This window comes from Marivita sp. S6314 (assembly GCF_023015985.1).
In the GTDB taxonomy this organism is placed as follows: Bacteria; Pseudomonadota; Alphaproteobacteria; order Rhodobacterales; family Rhodobacteraceae; genus Marivita.
This window is the reverse complement of sequence record NZ_JALKAO010000003.1, coordinates 710,165-724,937: the sequence shown is the minus strand read 5'-3', so window position 1 is coordinate 724,937 and position 14,773 is coordinate 710,165. Positions and strand designations below refer to the sequence as shown.

14 protein-coding genes are annotated in these 14,773 nt (G+C 59.7%); 9 read left to right on the top strand and 5 right to left on the bottom strand.

Going from position 1 to position 14,773, the window contains the following annotated elements:
- Nucleotides 1–23 precede the first annotated feature (23 nt).
- From MWU54_RS12145 to dctP, 6 genes are all read left to right on the top strand, one after another.
- Nucleotides 24–1,178: an LLM class flavin-dependent oxidoreductase gene (locus MWU54_RS12145; protein WP_247083914.1), complete on the top strand. Its 1,155-nt coding sequence runs from the start codon at nucleotides 24–26 to the stop codon at nucleotides 1,176–1,178.
- A 109-nt stretch (nucleotides 1,179–1,287) separates the two neighbouring features.
- Nucleotides 1,288–2,175 carry an aldo/keto reductase gene (locus tag MWU54_RS12140; protein ID WP_247083912.1) on the top strand — a complete coding sequence of 296 codons (888 nt, stop codon included), beginning with the start codon at nucleotides 1,288–1,290 and terminating at the stop codon, nucleotides 2,173–2,175.
- A gap of 16 nt (nucleotides 2,176–2,191) precedes the next feature.
- Nucleotides 2,192–2,689: a flavin reductase family protein gene (locus MWU54_RS12135; RefSeq protein ID WP_247084056.1), complete on the top strand. Its 498-nt coding sequence runs from the start codon at nucleotides 2,192–2,194 to the stop codon at nucleotides 2,687–2,689.
- A gap of 78 nt (nucleotides 2,690–2,767) precedes the next feature.
- A complete protein-coding gene (locus tag MWU54_RS12130) occupies nucleotides 2,768–3,346 on the top strand; it encodes a TRAP transporter small permease (RefSeq protein ID WP_247083910.1) in 579 nt (192 codons plus the stop codon).
- A 4-nt stretch (nucleotides 3,347–3,350) separates the two neighbouring features.
- Complete coding sequence (locus MWU54_RS12125; RefSeq protein ID WP_247083908.1) at nucleotides 3,351–4,640, top strand: TRAP transporter large permease; 1,290 nt, start codon at nucleotides 3,351–3,353, stop codon at nucleotides 4,638–4,640.
- Nucleotides 4,641–4,699: 59 nt separating this feature from the next.
- Entirely contained in the window at nucleotides 4,700–5,758 is a 1,059-nt protein-coding gene (dctP, locus tag MWU54_RS12120) for a TRAP transporter substrate-binding protein DctP (RefSeq protein ID WP_247083906.1), read from the top strand.
- A 739-nt stretch (nucleotides 5,759–6,497) separates the two neighbouring features.
- On the opposite strand, the gene MWU54_RS12115 is transcribed toward dctP, so the two are convergent.
- Both MWU54_RS12115 and MWU54_RS12110 read right to left on the bottom strand, forming a co-directional pair.
- Complete coding sequence (locus tag MWU54_RS12115; protein ID WP_247083904.1) at nucleotides 6,498–8,156, bottom strand: AIPR family protein; 1,659 nt, start codon at nucleotides 8,154–8,156, stop codon at nucleotides 6,498–6,500.
- A 175-nt stretch (nucleotides 8,157–8,331) separates the two neighbouring features.
- On the bottom strand, nucleotides 8,332–8,808 hold the full coding sequence (locus tag MWU54_RS12110; protein WP_247083902.1) for a tetratricopeptide repeat protein: 477 nt from the start codon (nucleotides 8,806–8,808) through the stop codon (nucleotides 8,332–8,334).
- A 36-nt stretch (nucleotides 8,809–8,844) separates the two neighbouring features.
- On the opposite strand from MWU54_RS12110, the gene MWU54_RS12105 reads away from it, so the two are divergent.
- Nucleotides 8,845–10,098 carry a cytochrome c peroxidase gene (locus tag MWU54_RS12105; RefSeq protein WP_247083900.1) on the top strand — a complete coding sequence of 418 codons (1,254 nt, stop codon included), beginning with the start codon at nucleotides 8,845–8,847 and terminating at the stop codon, nucleotides 10,096–10,098.
- A gap of 14 nt (nucleotides 10,099–10,112) precedes the next feature.
- Here the strand turns inward: MWU54_RS12105 and MWU54_RS12100 are convergent, their stop codons facing one another.
- The 3 genes from MWU54_RS12100 to MWU54_RS12090 form a co-directional block, all read right to left on the bottom strand.
- Nucleotides 10,113–10,535 carry an NUDIX domain-containing protein gene (locus MWU54_RS12100; protein ID WP_247083899.1) on the bottom strand — a complete coding sequence of 141 codons (423 nt, stop codon included), beginning with the start codon at nucleotides 10,533–10,535 and terminating at the stop codon, nucleotides 10,113–10,115.
- 212 nt (nucleotides 10,536–10,747) lie between these two features.
- A complete protein-coding gene (locus MWU54_RS12095; RefSeq protein ID WP_247083897.1) occupies nucleotides 10,748–11,416 on the bottom strand; it encodes an NnrU family protein in 669 nt (222 codons plus the stop codon).
- Between the two features lie 83 nt (nucleotides 11,417–11,499).
- Nucleotides 11,500–11,958: a hypothetical protein gene (locus tag MWU54_RS12090; RefSeq protein ID WP_247083895.1), complete on the bottom strand. Its 459-nt coding sequence runs from the start codon at nucleotides 11,956–11,958 to the stop codon at nucleotides 11,500–11,502.
- Between the two features lie 263 nt (nucleotides 11,959–12,221).
- Here MWU54_RS12090 and xylB point away from each other — a divergent pair, with 263 nt between their 5' ends.
- Both xylB and MWU54_RS12080 read left to right on the top strand, forming a co-directional pair.
- The gene (gene xylB, locus MWU54_RS12085) at nucleotides 12,222–13,667 is read left to right on the top strand and encodes a xylulokinase (protein ID WP_247083893.1); all 1,446 of its coding nucleotides are present in this window, start codon (nucleotides 12,222–12,224) and stop codon (nucleotides 13,665–13,667) included.
- A 60-nt stretch (nucleotides 13,668–13,727) separates the two neighbouring features.
- The gene (locus tag MWU54_RS12080; protein ID WP_247083885.1) at nucleotides 13,728–14,759 is read left to right on the top strand and encodes a LacI family DNA-binding transcriptional regulator; all 1,032 of its coding nucleotides are present in this window, start codon (nucleotides 13,728–13,730) and stop codon (nucleotides 14,757–14,759) included.
- The last annotated feature ends 14 nt before the right edge of the window (nucleotides 14,760–14,773 follow it).

The following is a 14,773-nucleotide window of genomic DNA, read 5'->3' as shown; positions in this document are numbered from 1 at the left end:
TCATGTCTGCCGGAGACACCTTTATGACCATCGTCCCCATCACCTCTCCTGATATGGATGCGGCCGAGGTGTCATGGTTTTCGGCATTGTGTTCGGACGATTACGAATTTCTGGGTGTGCCGGACGGCAAGCTGCGCTCAAGCTGGGCGCATTGTTCAGACATCGTACGCGAGGCCGAGGCACAGGGCTTTCGCAATATCCTGTGCCCCTCGTCCTATCAGGTGGGTCAGGACACATTGAGTTTCGTCGCGGGCTGCGCACCGATCACCGACCGCATCAACATGCTCGCCGCCGTGCGCTGCGGCGAAGTGCAACCCATCATGCTGGCCCGCACCATCGCGACGCTGGACCACATGCTGGAAGGGCGGCTGACGGTGAACATCATCTCGTCCGACTTTCCCGGCGAAAAAGAAGACAGCGCGTTCCGCTACCAACGATCCCGCGAGGTGGTGGAGATCCTCAAACAGGCGTGGACGCAGGAAGAGATCAATTACGAAGGCGAGGTCTACACGTTCAAAGGCCTGACCACCGATCCCGTGCGCCCCTACCAGACCGGCGGGCCGCTTTTGTATTTCGGCGGGTACTCCCCTGCCGCGCTGGAGCTGTGCGGCCAGCATTGCGACGTCTACCTGATGTGGCCCGAGCAAAAAGAGGCGCTGGCCCAGCGCATGACAGACGTGAACGCGGTGGCCGAACGCTACAACCGGACGCTGGATTATGGCCTGCGGGTGCATGTGATCGTGCGCGACACCGAGGCCGAGGCGCGCGAATACGCGGAACATATCGTGTCAAAGCTGGATGATGAGCAGGGCAAAACAATCCGCGAACGCGCGTTGGACGCCGGATCACTGGGTGTGTCGCACCAGGCGAGGAACCGGGATCTGGCGGATATGGAGGGGTTCATCGAACCGCATCTCTGGACCGGTGTGGGGCGGGCGCGGTCGGGCTGTGGGGCGGCTTTGGTTGGATCGACCGATCAGGTGCTGTCCGAACTGGAAGCGTACCAGAAAATGGGCATCCGCGCGTTTATCCTGTCAGGCTATCCGCATATCGACGAATGCCGCCATTTCGGCAGCCGGGTGTTGCCGCATATGAAAACGTGCTCATTGCCCGAAGCCTATGGTCGGGTGCCCGAGAGCACCCCACTGACACCGCTTGGTGCGGGGGTGCGTCGCTGATGCGCCACGAAAAGTCACCAGAATTTAATTTTGAGCGCCCAGATTCTTCTCCGAAGAATCTGTTCGGCGATATGAACACAAACACCAATCCAATGCCGAAGGGATCAGCATGGATCGCGTAACTTTCAACGACCACCTTGACCTGAGCCGCCTTGTCTACGGCATGTGGCGCCTTGGCGATGACGCCGACACCAGCGCGGGTCACATCCAGAACAAGATCAGCGCCTGCCTGGATCAGGGCATCACCACGATGGATCAGGCCGATATTTATGGCGGCTACGCCGCCGAAGAAATCATGGGCAACGCGCTCACACCCGAGCTGCGCAACCGGATCGAGATTGTCACAAAATGCGATATCGTGGCCCCTGCCGGCCGCTATGCCGACGCAAAGGTTAAATACTACGATACAAGCCGCGCGCATATCTTGGCGTCGGTCGATCATTCCCTGCGGTTGATGAAGATCGACCACATTGACCTGCTGCTCATCCACCGCCCCGATCCTCTGATGGACCACCATGAAACCGGTGCGGCGCTGGATGACATCGTCCAATCCGGCAAAGTCCGCGCGGTTGGCGTGTCAAACTTCCGGCCCTATGATTGGGATCTGCTGCAATCGGGCATGAAGACCAAGCTGGTCACCAACCAGATCGAGATCAGCCTGCTGCATCACGCCCCCTTCACCAATGGCGACATCGCGTTTCACCAGATGAACGGCCAACCGCCGATGGCGTGGTCCCCGCTGGGCGGCGGTGCCCTGTTTGACGCGGACAACGCCAAACTGCGCGCGGCGCTCACGCAGATCGGCGATGCAAAAGGCGTCGATGAAGCGGCTGTTGCGATTGCGTGGCTCTTGGCACATCCGTCGCGCATTCTACCTGTCCTCGGCACCAATAATCTGGACCGCATCAAACGCATCGGCGATGCTGCAAAGGTCCAGATCGACCGGGAGACATGGTTTGACCTCTATACCCACGCCCTTGGCCGCGAAGTCGCCTGAGGACAATATGACCGATATGACCCACAGCTTCGATCCGTCGCTCGAAAATGCCCGCGCCTTTCGCGACGCGTTGGGGCAGTTCGCGACCGGGGTCACGGTCATCACATGCAACACGTCGACAGGGCCTTTGGGCATCACCGCCAACAGCTTTGCCAGCGTGTCGCTCGACCCGCCGCTGGTGCTGTGGTCGCCTGCGAAGTCGTCGACCCGCTACCCGTTCTTCATGGCCGCCGATCATTTTGCGATCCACGTCATGGGCGCAGAGCAAGCTGCAATGTGCAGCGCCTTCGCACGGCAGGGCGATCCGTTTGATCAGTTCGATTGGGAGGTCGGGCTGAACAATGTGCCACTGCTCAACGGCTGTCTGAGCCGGTTCGAATGCACGAAAGTCGCGGAACATGATGGCGGCGACCATTCGGTTGTGATCGCCCGGGTTACCCGCGCCAGCACCCGACCCGGCGCGCCGCTGTTGTTTCACGGAGGATGCTACGGAGGATTTGCGCAAACGTCATAACCGGCCCCGATGACATAAATAACAAAACGGGGTCCGTCGCCGGAAAACAGGGCGATTGGGATAGGGAGGAGGCCAGTCATGGCCGCATTGCTTTGGCTGCTCAGGCCATTGGAAACTGTGCTGGATATCGTGCTGAGGATCGGGCGCTGGATTGCCGTTCTGGCCATCGGGCTGATGGTCGTGGCGATCCTTCTGCAGGTGTTTTTCCGCTATATTCTGGGCAACGCCCTGCCCTGGCCCGAAGAGCTGGCCATTTTTCTCATGCTCTGGATGACGGCCGCGATTGCGCCATCGGCCTATCGGCGCGGCGGGTTCGTGGCGTTGGAGATTATCTCGGGCGCGCTTCCAAAGCTGCCGGGAACGATCCTGAGCCTGATCCTTCTCGTGATTTCGGGCGGCGTGCTGTTTATCGGGGCTCAGATGGGCCTTGGCGAAATGACCAGCCTTGCGGGCAAGTTCAAAAGCGCATCCCTGTATTACCCCACCACTGACGGATGGGAGAAAATGCCAAACAGCTGGCAGATCGCGTCGCTTGTGACCGGTCTGTGCCTATTGCTGGTGGTCAATATCGAATTGATCCTGCGCGCGGTGATCACGCTGTTGGGTGGCGAAGCGCATCTTCGATCCCTTCTCGATTCAGAATTACAGGCGGAGTGACGACATGCTGGTTTGGTTCCTTCCGCTCTTTCTGCTGTTCCTGATGATCGGCCTGCCGGTGTTTTTCGGCATGCTGGCCGCGCCGGGCATCATGCTTTGGCTCAACGGTCAGGAACGTGACCTGATCCTGCTCTATCGCAACGTCTATAACGGCATGGCGTCGTTCCCACTCATGGCGATCCCGTTCTTCATGCTGGCGGGCGAGTTAATGAACCGCGGCGGCATCACGATGCGGCTGGTGGAATTTTCGCAAGCCATGATGGGCCATTTCCGGGGCGGTCTGGCGCATGTGAACGTGTTGTCTTCAATGCTGTTTGCGGGTTTGTCAGGCTCTGCTGTTGCCGACACCTCGGCACTGGGGTCGATGCTGATCCCGGCGATGGAGAAAGAGGGCTACACCCGTAAATTTGCCGCCGCGATCACGGCCGCGTCTTCGGTGATTGGCCCGATCATTCCACCCTCGGGCATCATGATCATCTACGCCTATGTCATGGGGGAAAGCGTCGCCGCGCTGTTCCTGGCAGGCATTGTGCCGGGGATCCTTGTGGGTGTCGGGCTGATGTTGATGGTGCGCTGGCAGGCGGATCGGTACGACTTCCCGGCGTCGCGCGGCAAGGCAAGCTGGGGCGAGCGCGGGCAAGCGTCGCTCAAGGCGTTCTTCCCACTCATGACCCCGGTGATCATCCTCGGTGGCATTCTGGCCGGTGTCTTCACGCCAACCGAGGCAGCGGCGGTGGCGGTGGCCTATGCGATCATCGTGGGGATGTTCGTGCTGAACACCCTGAAACTGCGCGACCTGCCCGATGTGCTGATGCGCGCCGCGATGACATCTGCGACGGTGCTGCTGTTGGTCGGGGCGGCGATGGCGTTCAAGACGGTCGTGTCACTGTCGCACACGCCCGAGATTCTGGCCGAGTTTGTACTGGGGCTAAGCGAGAACCCGTTGATCCTGCTGTTCCTGATCAACCTGCTTTTGTTCGTCGTCGGCATGTTCCTCGACGCCGGGCCTGCGATCATCATCCTGGGGCCGATCCTCGGGCCGATCTTTGTCGATCTGGGTGTCGATCCGATTCACTTTGCGATCATCATGTCGGTGAACCTGACCGTGGGACTGGCCACACCGCCAATGGGGCTTGTGCTCTTCGTCGCCTCCTCGGTCTCGGGCGAACGGGTGGAGACGATCTCAAAAGCGATCCTGCCGTTCCTTGCCATCGAGATCGTGGTGATTTTCCTCATCACCTTCATTCCCGAAATATCCATGACCATCCCGCGCCTCACCGGGTTTGCGGACTGACACCTGCGGGTCACATGGCCCGTGTAACTGACCAAAATAGAAGCGACAGGGAGAACCAAATGCTCAAAGGTCTGACAACAGCGGCACTGACAGCCGCGCTATTGGCGGGAAGCGCCATCACCGCTGCAGCGCAGGATTTCACGATCCGGGCCACAGCCAACTCGAACGAGAATGACGAGGACTATGACGGTCTCGTCGTCTTCAAGAACCATGTCGAGAACGCCTCGAACGGGCGCATCGCGGTGGAGCTCTTCATCGGTACACAGCTGTGTTCGGGCGGTGCGGAATGTCTGCAAGGTGTCTCGGACGGGTCCATCGACGTGTTCGTGACAACCTCGGGCGGTGCGGCTGGCATCTTCCCTTACGTGCAGGTTCTGGACCTGCCGTATCTGATGTCGGATGACCGCGTGGCCGAGCACGTGCTATCGGGCGATTTCACCCGCACGATGCGTGACATGGCGCTGGAGGACTCGGGCGACACGATCCGCATCATGACCATCGGCAACACCGGCGGCTGGCGCAACTTTGCCAACACGCAACGTCGGGTGCAGATGCCGTCTGACCTCGAAGGTCTCAAGATCCGCACCGTGGTCGCCGACCTGCCGCAGGAAGTGGTGAAGGCGCTGGGTGCTGCCCCGACGCCGATTTCCTGGCCGGAGCTGTTCACCTCGTTCCAGACGGGTGTGGTTGACGGATCGAAGAACGGCATCACCGACATCATGGGCATGAAGTTCCCGGATGCGGGTCTGCAGTACGTCACCCTGGACGGTCACGCCTACATGGGGGCGATCTGGGTGATGAACAACGAAAAGTTCCTGGGCCTGCCCGAAGACCTGCGCCGCGTTGTGGCGGACGGGTTCTATGCGTTGCAGCAGGCGACATTCGCCTCGCCCAAGCGCAAGTCGATTGCGGCCTATGAAGAGTTCGTCGCCGGTGGCGGGGATCTGTATGTGCCGACGCCCGAGGAAAAGGCGGCCTTCCGCGAGGCGGCGGCGCCGGTGTTTGACTGGTTCCAGGAGAATGTTGATGGCGGCCCTGAGATTTACGAGGCGCTGACCAAGGCGGTCGAGGAAGCCGAGGCTGAACTGGGTGCGGCCTATGAGGCGGACCTGAACTAAGGGTTCTTTCACGCGAAAGAGTGGCCCCGGGGGACACCTCGGGGCCTTTTTTGTTGGCGGGTGCCGGGCTGAAGCCCGGCCTACGCGTTTGGACCGGTCAGAGCCTGCTCTGCCAGTTGGGGGTTTCTTGTAGGCCGGGCATTTGCCCGGCGGCCTGTGTTGGTAGAGAAGAAGCGGCGCCGCCCTTATGGGTCTGACGGTTTCCCTCTGTATCCGCGATTCAACGCGGGGCCTGTACTTGGGGGAGACCCAAGCCTGTTCGGAGACCGGTCTCTCATGGCCAACCTTCCGGCATCAGAGAGAAAGTTGCGAGTTTTGCGAAATCATGGATCGCCAATACCCTGCCGCGCTACGCGCTTTCGGGACATTGGCAATACACGATATTTGTTATTCGCAAACCTCGCGAGTCAGTTGGTGTCGCGGCATGGGAGTGACCCTTCCCGCTCAAAGCGCTTTGTGGGCTGGGGTATGGGGGATGGGTGGTTAACACCTTCGATATACACCGCGCGGTGGCACGTCTTTTCGAAAAGACGTCCCCGAGCCTTCGAAGGCTCGGACACCCGCTTGGGACGCGCCGCGCATCGCCGACGCGCGCGGGGGCGATCCGAATGGTGGAGCTTCTTGGTTTATGTCTGCCAAATCCGAAGATGGTCGGACCAGTGCCCTGCCCCATCCAAATCGCCGCCGCGTTGGGGCGCGTCGGCGATGCGCGGCGGGCTTGCGCCCGCTGTTTCGCGCTCTAGGCCCGCGCCTCAGCAAGCTGAGTGGAAACCGATTCATATATTGCCTTACAGTTTGTTGGCCCTTTGAAAAGCACTGCTAGAGCCTTGTTCGGGAAATCCGTTTCAAGATGATTAAGCATGACCGGGTAAACCTCATCACAGACCCGATAAACTATTGTTTCGTAGTCATCCGGAAACTCCGAAATGGGTTGGTCAAGCATAGCCATTCCAAGCCTTTCAAAGACGGAAGCCGCAATAGCTCGGTTGCCGTGGACCAATAAACCCCATGAATACCCACTTCGGCGATCGGCCTGCGACTTGCGTTCACTAATCCATTCGTCGACAGCACGTAACACGCGAACAGCGTTGAAAGCTCTTGCCCCAGAGGTTCTCGCATTAAAAATCGATTTGTACGGAGCCCGAGACAAATCGTTGTAAAATCGACCAATACCGGTTTTTGCCGCTACGGAGTGAGACGGCTCAGAGGACGCGCAAGCTAACGCCGTTGTAACTTCAATAAGGTCACAAGAAAGAGCGGTGGGTACAAAATCCTCGCTGCGATGGATCTGGTAGTCAACTTGCTCCAGCGACATTTCCCCACGAATTCTATCCTGCTCGGGATCCCGAGATACAAAATCGCGTCCTTCAACTCGATTCTGAAGGTTATTAGTTCTTGTAACACTGGAACCAAAGTCTTCGGGTGCCTCATCCAACAGGATAACTCGCATTGAAACACGTACGCTGCCTAGAGCTTCGTCGTCCTCTACCTTTGCCAAGGTGCTAACGGTTTGTGCGCCGTTTACGATTGAAGCCCCACGAAACTCGAAGTTCCCTGACGCATGGGAAGACGACGCGCTAGGCGCGCGGGAGGCCTTGTCCGCGATAAGCGTGATACCATTGTGGAAATACCAGAAGTCTTCCGGCGCGGTCTCTGCGGTGGCCCTAATCTGAATGTTGACGTCAGTATCGCCTAATGCATAACGAATGTTCTTTGCTACGATCCTTTTGCCGTGGCTGTGCCACCAAGATTTCAACTGGCTTCCGTCGATAATACCAACATACGCCCGGTGAGGATGAGTGACTCTGGACCAATCCAAAAGAGTTGCCGCAAGAGTGATTTGGCCGACATTGGCGTCTGAGGCCAGACCCGCAAAGACTTCGGCCATACCATAGACCGTGCTCGTGGCTATGCCATCGTCTTCACCATCGTTCAGTTCGGAAGTGAGACGATCTAGTTTTCGCGTTCCGTGTTCCGCGAGTTCGCTTGACCCAGTGGATACAACAACTAGGCGAATTGTTGTTCCGGGTTGCATCAGCGCTTCGGAAATGGACATTACTTTATCGTGTAAACGCTCCGCGAAACTATCTATCGCGTTTTCAACTAAATCTCTCACACCGTCTGCAAAAGTCGATACTGAACTCGCCTCTGGTTCACCGGTGCCAGATTGTATCCACTTGGACTGGACAACCACGACCTGTCTTTCTTCAGGATCGAAATATGCCGCATCGATCCCATTGTCATCACTACCGTCCCAAACAGAATTCGCAGCCTCTGAGGTGGTACATCCTGTGGATAAGTAAACTGCGAAAGCGGCCAGACAACGAGTTAGTATCTTCACGTCGCGTTGCGCATCAGTCTCAGAAATGCCCGTTAGGTCGAGATGCTCCTCGAACATGTTTCGCAGTTTGGATTGAATCTGGCGGACTTTTAGGCTCGACAATTCATCACCTCGCTTATGGTCATTAGGGCTCGGTTACAATAAGATCATGTTACAATCTACTGCGGGTCAATACCCGATAATGCTACGCCACATTCCCGCCACTTGCCCCTGCTAGAGCAATCCGCAACACTCATCGAAACGGGTAGAGCCAGACCCTGTAGTCATCCACGAGCGTTTGCGCATGTTCGATTTGTTCCGGCGTCATTTTCTTGACCACTTCCTCGACCGAGATCGCGGCGTCGGGGTCTCCGCCTATGGTGCTGAGTTGATACCAGAGGAACGCGCGGACCAGATCGGGGGCGGGCAGGCCCAAGCCCGTCTCGTAGTACCAACCGATGCCCGATTGCGCGCCCGCGTGACCCTTCATGGCGGCGCGCAGGTACCAGTCGAAGGCGCGGACGTAGTCTTGCTCGACCCCGAGGCCCAGCGCGTACATGACGCCGATGAGTTCCTCGGCCTCGGCATTTCCCGAACGGGCGGCGGGCCAGAGGGCCTCGCGGGCCTCTTCAAAGCGGCCCTCTTCCATCAGGTCGCGCGCGTCTTCGATGTCGGCCAGCGCGGGCGTGGCGAGGCAGAGGCACAGGGCAAGCGGGCGAAGAAAGGTCATATCGGTCTGCTCTTTGCGTTGCTGGGCGCGCCTGCGGTGGCGCAGCCGATCACGGCGGAGGATTTCATTGCCTTCGATGCGGATCAGGCGCGGATTGGTCAACTGTTGTTTTACGACAAGATTTTGAGCGGGAACAAGAATATCTCGTGCGGGACGTGTCATCATCATGATCTGGGCGGCACGGATGGTCTGTCTTTGGGCATTGGTGAGGGGGGCGTTGGCCTTGGACCCGAGCGTTTGCCGGGGGACGGGCCGGACGCGATCCGCAAGCGCATCCCGCGCAATGCACCGGCGCTGTGGAACCTTGGGCACACCGACGTGCGGGTGATGTTCCATGACGGGCGGCTGGAGCCGTCGGAGATTTACGGGAATGGGTTTGACAGCCCTGCCGAGGAGTGGCTGCCTGTTGGGCTGGACTCGCTGTTGGCGGCGCAGGCGGTGTTTCCGATGACGTCACAGGCCGAAATGGCGGGCAATATCGGCGAGAACGAGGTTGTCGGCGCGATTGCGGACCGGATTGATCTGGGCTGGCCGATCCTTGCGAAACGGGTGCGGACGATCCCGGAATATGGCGAGATGTTTGTCGCTGCGTTTGACCATATCGAACGGCCCGAAGAGGTGACGATTGTCGAGATCGCCAACGCGCTGGCGGCGTTTATCGGGACGGAATGGGCAAATTACGACAGCCCGTATGATGATTTCCTTTTGCACGGGACACCGTTGCCAGACGCGGCGGAGCGCGGTCGGCAGTTGTTCTTTGGCAAGGCCAATTGCGCGCAGTGTCATAACGGGCCGCTGTTCACCGATCAGGATTTCCATGCGGTTGCCCTGCCCGCCTTTGGCCCGGGGCGCACCCGCAAATGGGATCCGATCCCGCGCGATGTGGGGCGGATGGGGGCGACAGATGATCTTGAGGACGCCTACCGGTTCCGCACACCCAGTTTGCGCAACGTGACGTTGACAGCCCCTTACGGGCATAACGGGGCCTATGCCCATTTGCGCGACATGGTGCGACACATGGCCGATCCGCTGACGGCGCGCGCGGACTGGACGCTTGCTCAGGCGGCGTTACCGGATGTTCCGTGGTTGACCGAAATTGATCTGGTGATCCAGTCGGATGCGCTGGAGATGGACCGGCAGGCGGCGTTTCTGGACGTCCGCCCCGTCGCGCTTAGCGATGCGGAGGTGGAAGATATCGTCGCGTTCCTGGAAAGCCTGACGGGCAAGACGGCGCTGGAACGGCCTTTGGGCACACCCGAAACCGTGCCCAGCGGGTTGCCGGTGGATTGACGCGGGCCAGCGCGTCAGGAGGCTTTCAGGAATTCCCGGATCACCGGCTGTTTCGCGGGTTTCTTGGCGAGGCTGTTCAGAAGCTCTGCCAGTTCCGGTTCGCTCACGCGTTTGGCGGCGCCCTTGGCGCTGAACCACTTGCGTTTGCGCTCCGCGCGTTCTTTCCAGTTGGCTTTTAGCCGTTCCACCACCATCGGGTAGACATCCACGGCGCAGGTGATGCTTTGCCCCTTGCCGAGTTTCTTTTTGTATGTGTAGTGGCCAATCGTTTCGTGACCGATATAGCCCAGCGCACCGGCCTCTTCGAGCGCCTCGATCTCGGCCGCGGCCCAGGGTTTTTTGCCATTCATGGTCCAGCCCTTGGGCATGATCCAGCGGCCGGTGTCCCGCGAGGTGACCATCAAAACCTGGAATTTTCCGCTCTTCGTCCAACGCATTGGAAGAGCCGCAATCTGTTTACCTATCTTCGCCATACTCAATAACGCAAATTGTTGTTTTTATTGCTGCTGTACGCACTAGATACGGCATTTCCTTACATTCTGCAAATGACAGCGTGGTGACGTATCGCACATTAGAGCGGAGCCCTGCCGTTCCGCGCGCCGCGTATGTGGCGATTGGCGGGGGCATAAGGTGCAAATTCGCCCCATGTTTACGGCCAGGGATCAATCCCGATCACAACGGGATGCAGCACCAGCAGGAGCGCGAAGACAGTGCCACCCATCAAGACGCGCTGGAGGGTGCGGCGCTTCGGGTGCCAGATCTGCGAGATCGGGGTCTGCCGCCGTGCGGTGTCGAGCTTTGCCCAATCGGGGCCAAGCAGGCGCTGCCGGCGGCGATCCACCATGCGCATGCCAAGCGCGGCAAATCCCGCAAACCCGCCAAACAGGATCACATGTGCCAGATTGCCATTGGGGATCACATGCGCAAAGGCCCAGAGCAATAACACCCACAAAAAAGGATGCCGGGTCAGGCGAACGATGCCCGGCTGCGCGGGATCAAAGCGGGCGGCGTCGCCACCGCCAAAAGAAAACGGGTTCGGTGCGCCCAAAGCCACCGCAAAAAGGCAACAGGCCGCAAGCACCAGCGCCATTGCCCCCCAGGATTGCCAGGGCGACCACGGCCAAAGCTCGACAAAGGGCGCGCGCCCGGCGGCGATCACGACCCAGACCAAAAGCCCGATTGAGACGGCGGAATAGGCCACGGAAAACCAGCGCGCGCCGATCTGAGCAACGATTGGCCCCTTGACCGGCGGACGGACCAAGGCCGCGTGGCTGATAAAGAACACCGCCAGTGCCAGTGTGAATTCAAACCATCCCATAACAGCACACCCTTTGTAGCCGATCTTGGGTATCGCCCATCTTTCTGCTGCGCACCTTGTTCAGGATCAAGGGACCGTGCGCGTCAGGGTGAGGACACGGGTTCGGGGCAGTCTCCCAGCCAGTTGAGTACCGTTTCGCGCGAGGGGCGCAGGGTTTCCGGCAATTCCTGAAGGGTCTCGTCGACCACTTCGGCGCTCAGGGTTGCGGCTTCGCAGGTGTAGTCGGCAAAGCTGCCATCGGGGTGTTGCGCCTGCCAGTCCTGATAATCCTGCGCTTCAAAGGCAAGCGCCGCCCCACCGCCCAGAACCGGCACCGCAACCATCATCCGGCGCAAGCGGGCCTTAGCCTTGGTTTTGCTCACGGCCTTGGCGACCTCCTTGCGGTGTTTGAGCGCTGTCGCGGCAGCGCTGCTGGTCAGGGTCGCCACCTGCGCTGACAAGGTCATGGCCTGCACGCCCAGCGCAATTGTACTGGCGGCCAAGGCACCGCACAGCCACAACAGAACCATCGTCGATCTGAAAAATCGCAACACTGCAAACATGGACTGCCTCGGTCTGGTATCGAGAGTTTGGCGATCTGAGCCGCCTTTTCTGGGATTGATGCGAGTTTACCGCAATCGGGCCATATCGCCAAACCAGCCGCGTCTATCGGGCGGTACACGGCCTCTATCCGGGGTGTTTTGTCCCCCGAAAACCGGCATCATGGATATTTTGGGTTGACCCGAGCAACCTTTACGCGCGTAAACTTACAGTGAGAGGAGAATCCCGATCTTGTCATCTCCGGCATATCGGGATGTCACATGTGATGTTTATTGGATTGGATCTTGGGACGTCTGGCTTAAAGGCGGTGCTGGTGAGCGAGGACGGGGCCGTTGTGGCGTCGGCCTCTGCGACCTATCCCAATGCACATCCGCGTCCCGGCTGGTCCGAGCAGGACCCGGCGGACTGGATCACGGCCTGCCGTTCGGTGATGCACGACCTTGGGTCCAGATATCCCGACGCGATGCGGTCCGTGCGCGCCATCGGGCTTAGCGGGCAGATGCACGGGGCCGTGTTGCTGGACGCGCGGGATCAGGTCTTGCGGCCCGCCATGTTGTGGAACGACACGCGCGCGCATGCAGAGGCCGCGCGACTGGATGCGGACCCGATGATGCGACGCGTGACCGGCAATATCGTGTTTCCGGGATTCACTGCGCCAAAACTGGTCTGGGTCAAATCGCAGGACCCCGAGGTGTTTCAGGCGGTGCGCAGCGTCTTGCTGCCCAAGGATCACCTGCGGTTTTGGCTGACCGGGGACAAGGCCACGGATGCGTCCGATGCGTCGGGCACCGCATGGTTCGATGTGGCGCGCCGGGACTGGTCAGCAGACGCGCTTGACGCCAGCCATATGCGTCTGGACCAGATGCCACAGGTTTTCGAAGGCAGTCAGGTTACCGGTCAATTGCGCGAGGCGTTGCTGTCCGAATGGGGTCTGTCCGGGCCGGTGGATGTGGTTGGCGGCGGTGGTGACAATGCGGTGGCTGCTTGCGCCGCCGGGTGTTTGAGCGACGGACAGGGGTTTGTGTCGCTTGGCACATCCGGCGTGCTGCTGGCGGCGAAGGATTGTTATGCGCCTGATCCCGATACTGCTGTGCACACGTTTTGCCATGCCCTGCCGGACCGCTGGTATCAGATGGGGGTTATCCTTGCGGCGACCGACAGCCTGAATTGGCTGGCCCGGACGCTGGGCACGGAGGCTGTAGCGCTGGTGTCCGCCCTGCCCGACAGAATCGGTGGACCCAGCGACCTGATTTTTCTGCCCTACCTGTCCGGCGACCGGACACCGCACAACGATGCAAAGGTCCGGGGCGGGTTTATCGGGCTGGATATCAGCCATACCGCGCAGGACATGACGCAGGCTGTTCTGGAAGGGGTGGCCTATGCGCTGACCGATTGTCATGCGGCGCTTGAGGGGACGGGCACGAACCTGACATCGCTGGTTGCGCTGGGGGGCGGTGCGCAGTCGACCTTCTGGTGCGAGACGCTTGCCACCTTGCTGGGTGTGCCATTGCAGCGGCCATCGGGGGCGGATCATGGCGCGGCACTGGGGGCTGCGCGGCTGGCGATGATTCCGTCGGGCAAGGCCCCGGTTGAAGAGATCATGGCAGCGCCCGGCCCCTTCGACACCATCGCGCCACGGGATGATGTGCGCGACCACTACCTGATGCAATGGAACCGCTACCGGAGGCTTTACGACGCGGTTGCCGGGTAACGGGTTGGAACCGGGTGCACAGTTTACGATATGGTAGGGAAACGGACAGAAAGACACGACATGGACGCGCAGAAGGTCAGGAATATGGAAGAGTTTGCCGCATTGAGCGGCATCTCGCGTCCGACATTGTCGAAATATTTCCACGATCCCGAAAGCGTGCGGCCCTCGACGCGCAACCGGATCGAGGAAGCGCTGTCGAAACACGACTACCGGCCCAACATCTATGCGGTGAACCAGAACCGCCGCATGACCAAGAATATCGGTGTGATCGTGCCTTATCTGGCCGATCCGTTCTTTGCCGAGATCGCGCGCAACCTTGAACGACGGGTGATTGATGCCGGGTATTCGCCTGTGCTGTTCAGCTCGCACGGGGATCGCAACCAGGAAAAGGACATCCTGGATACGCTGCGGTCACAAAAGCCTGCGGGTGTTCTGATGGCCCCCCTGGGGCGCAATTCGGACCGGTCCTATATCGAAGCGTTCTGCGCGGATGTGCCGACGGTGCTGTTTGACAGCAATCTGGAAGGGCTGGGCGAAGCTTTTGTCGGGTCAGACAATTTCAGCTTCGTGTCGCAGAGTGTGCAGTACCTGCATTCTACCGGCGAGCCGCCCTGTTTTCTGGAAATGGCCAATCCGGCCAACCCGAACGCGCACAAGCGTCGCCGGGCTTACCTGGCCTCGATGGAGGCGCTCGATCTTGAGCCGGAGGTTCTGAGCGTTCCGGGCGAGGGTTGGGGGTTCGAAGAAATCGGGTATCAGGCGGGGCTGGACCTGCTGACGCGGCGCGCCTTGCCGACGGACACCGTTCTGTGCAGCAACGATCGACTGGCCATCGGGTTTCTGGCGGCCTGTTATGAATGTGGCGTCCGCGTCGGCAAAACCGGGGGCTGTGACCTGCGCGTTGCGGGCCATGACGGACATCCGTTTTCGCGCTACACCAGCCCGTCCCTGACCACCGTTGCGCATGATTACGACGCGGTTTCGAATCACAGCGTCGAGACATTGTTCACGGTGATCGAAAATGGCGGGCATTTACCGGATCGCGCAGAAACCCTTTATCCTGCACGACTTATCCTGCGCATGTCGGCCTGAATCTGACAAAACTT

Coding starts and splice junctions, on each gene's coding strand:
- MWU54_RS12145 (WP_247083914.1), top strand. CDS start 24: ATGACCATCGTCCCCATCACCTCTCCTGATATGGATGCGGCCGAGGTG.
- MWU54_RS12140 (WP_247083912.1), top strand. CDS start 1,288: ATGGATCGCGTAACTTTCAACGACCACCTTGACCTGAGCCGCCTTGTC.
- MWU54_RS12135 (WP_247084056.1), top strand. CDS start 2,192: ATGACCCACAGCTTCGATCCGTCGCTCGAAAATGCCCGCGCCTTTCGC.
- MWU54_RS12130 (WP_247083910.1), top strand. CDS start 2,768: ATGGCCGCATTGCTTTGGCTGCTCAGGCCATTGGAAACTGTGCTGGAT.
- MWU54_RS12125 (WP_247083908.1), top strand. CDS start 3,351: ATGCTGGTTTGGTTCCTTCCGCTCTTTCTGCTGTTCCTGATGATCGGC.
- dctP (WP_247083906.1), top strand. CDS start 4,700: ATGCTCAAAGGTCTGACAACAGCGGCACTGACAGCCGCGCTATTGGCG.
- MWU54_RS12115 (WP_247083904.1), bottom strand. CDS start 8,156: ATGTTCGAGGAGCATCTCGACCTAACGGGCATTTCTGAGACTGATGCG.
- MWU54_RS12110 (WP_247083902.1), bottom strand. CDS start 8,808: ATGACCTTTCTTCGCCCGCTTGCCCTGTGCCTCTGCCTCGCCACGCCC.
- MWU54_RS12100 (WP_247083899.1), bottom strand. CDS start 10,535: ATGCGTTGGACGAAGAGCGGAAAATTCCAGGTTTTGATGGTCACCTCG.
- MWU54_RS12095 (WP_247083897.1), bottom strand. CDS start 11,416: ATGGGATGGTTTGAATTCACACTGGCACTGGCGGTGTTCTTTATCAGC.
- MWU54_RS12090 (WP_247083895.1), bottom strand. CDS start 11,958: ATGTTTGCAGTGTTGCGATTTTTCAGATCGACGATGGTTCTGTTGTGG.
- xylB (WP_247083893.1), top strand. CDS start 12,222: ATGTTTATTGGATTGGATCTTGGGACGTCTGGCTTAAAGGCGGTGCTG.
- MWU54_RS12080 (WP_247083885.1), top strand. CDS start 13,728: ATGGACGCGCAGAAGGTCAGGAATATGGAAGAGTTTGCCGCATTGAGC.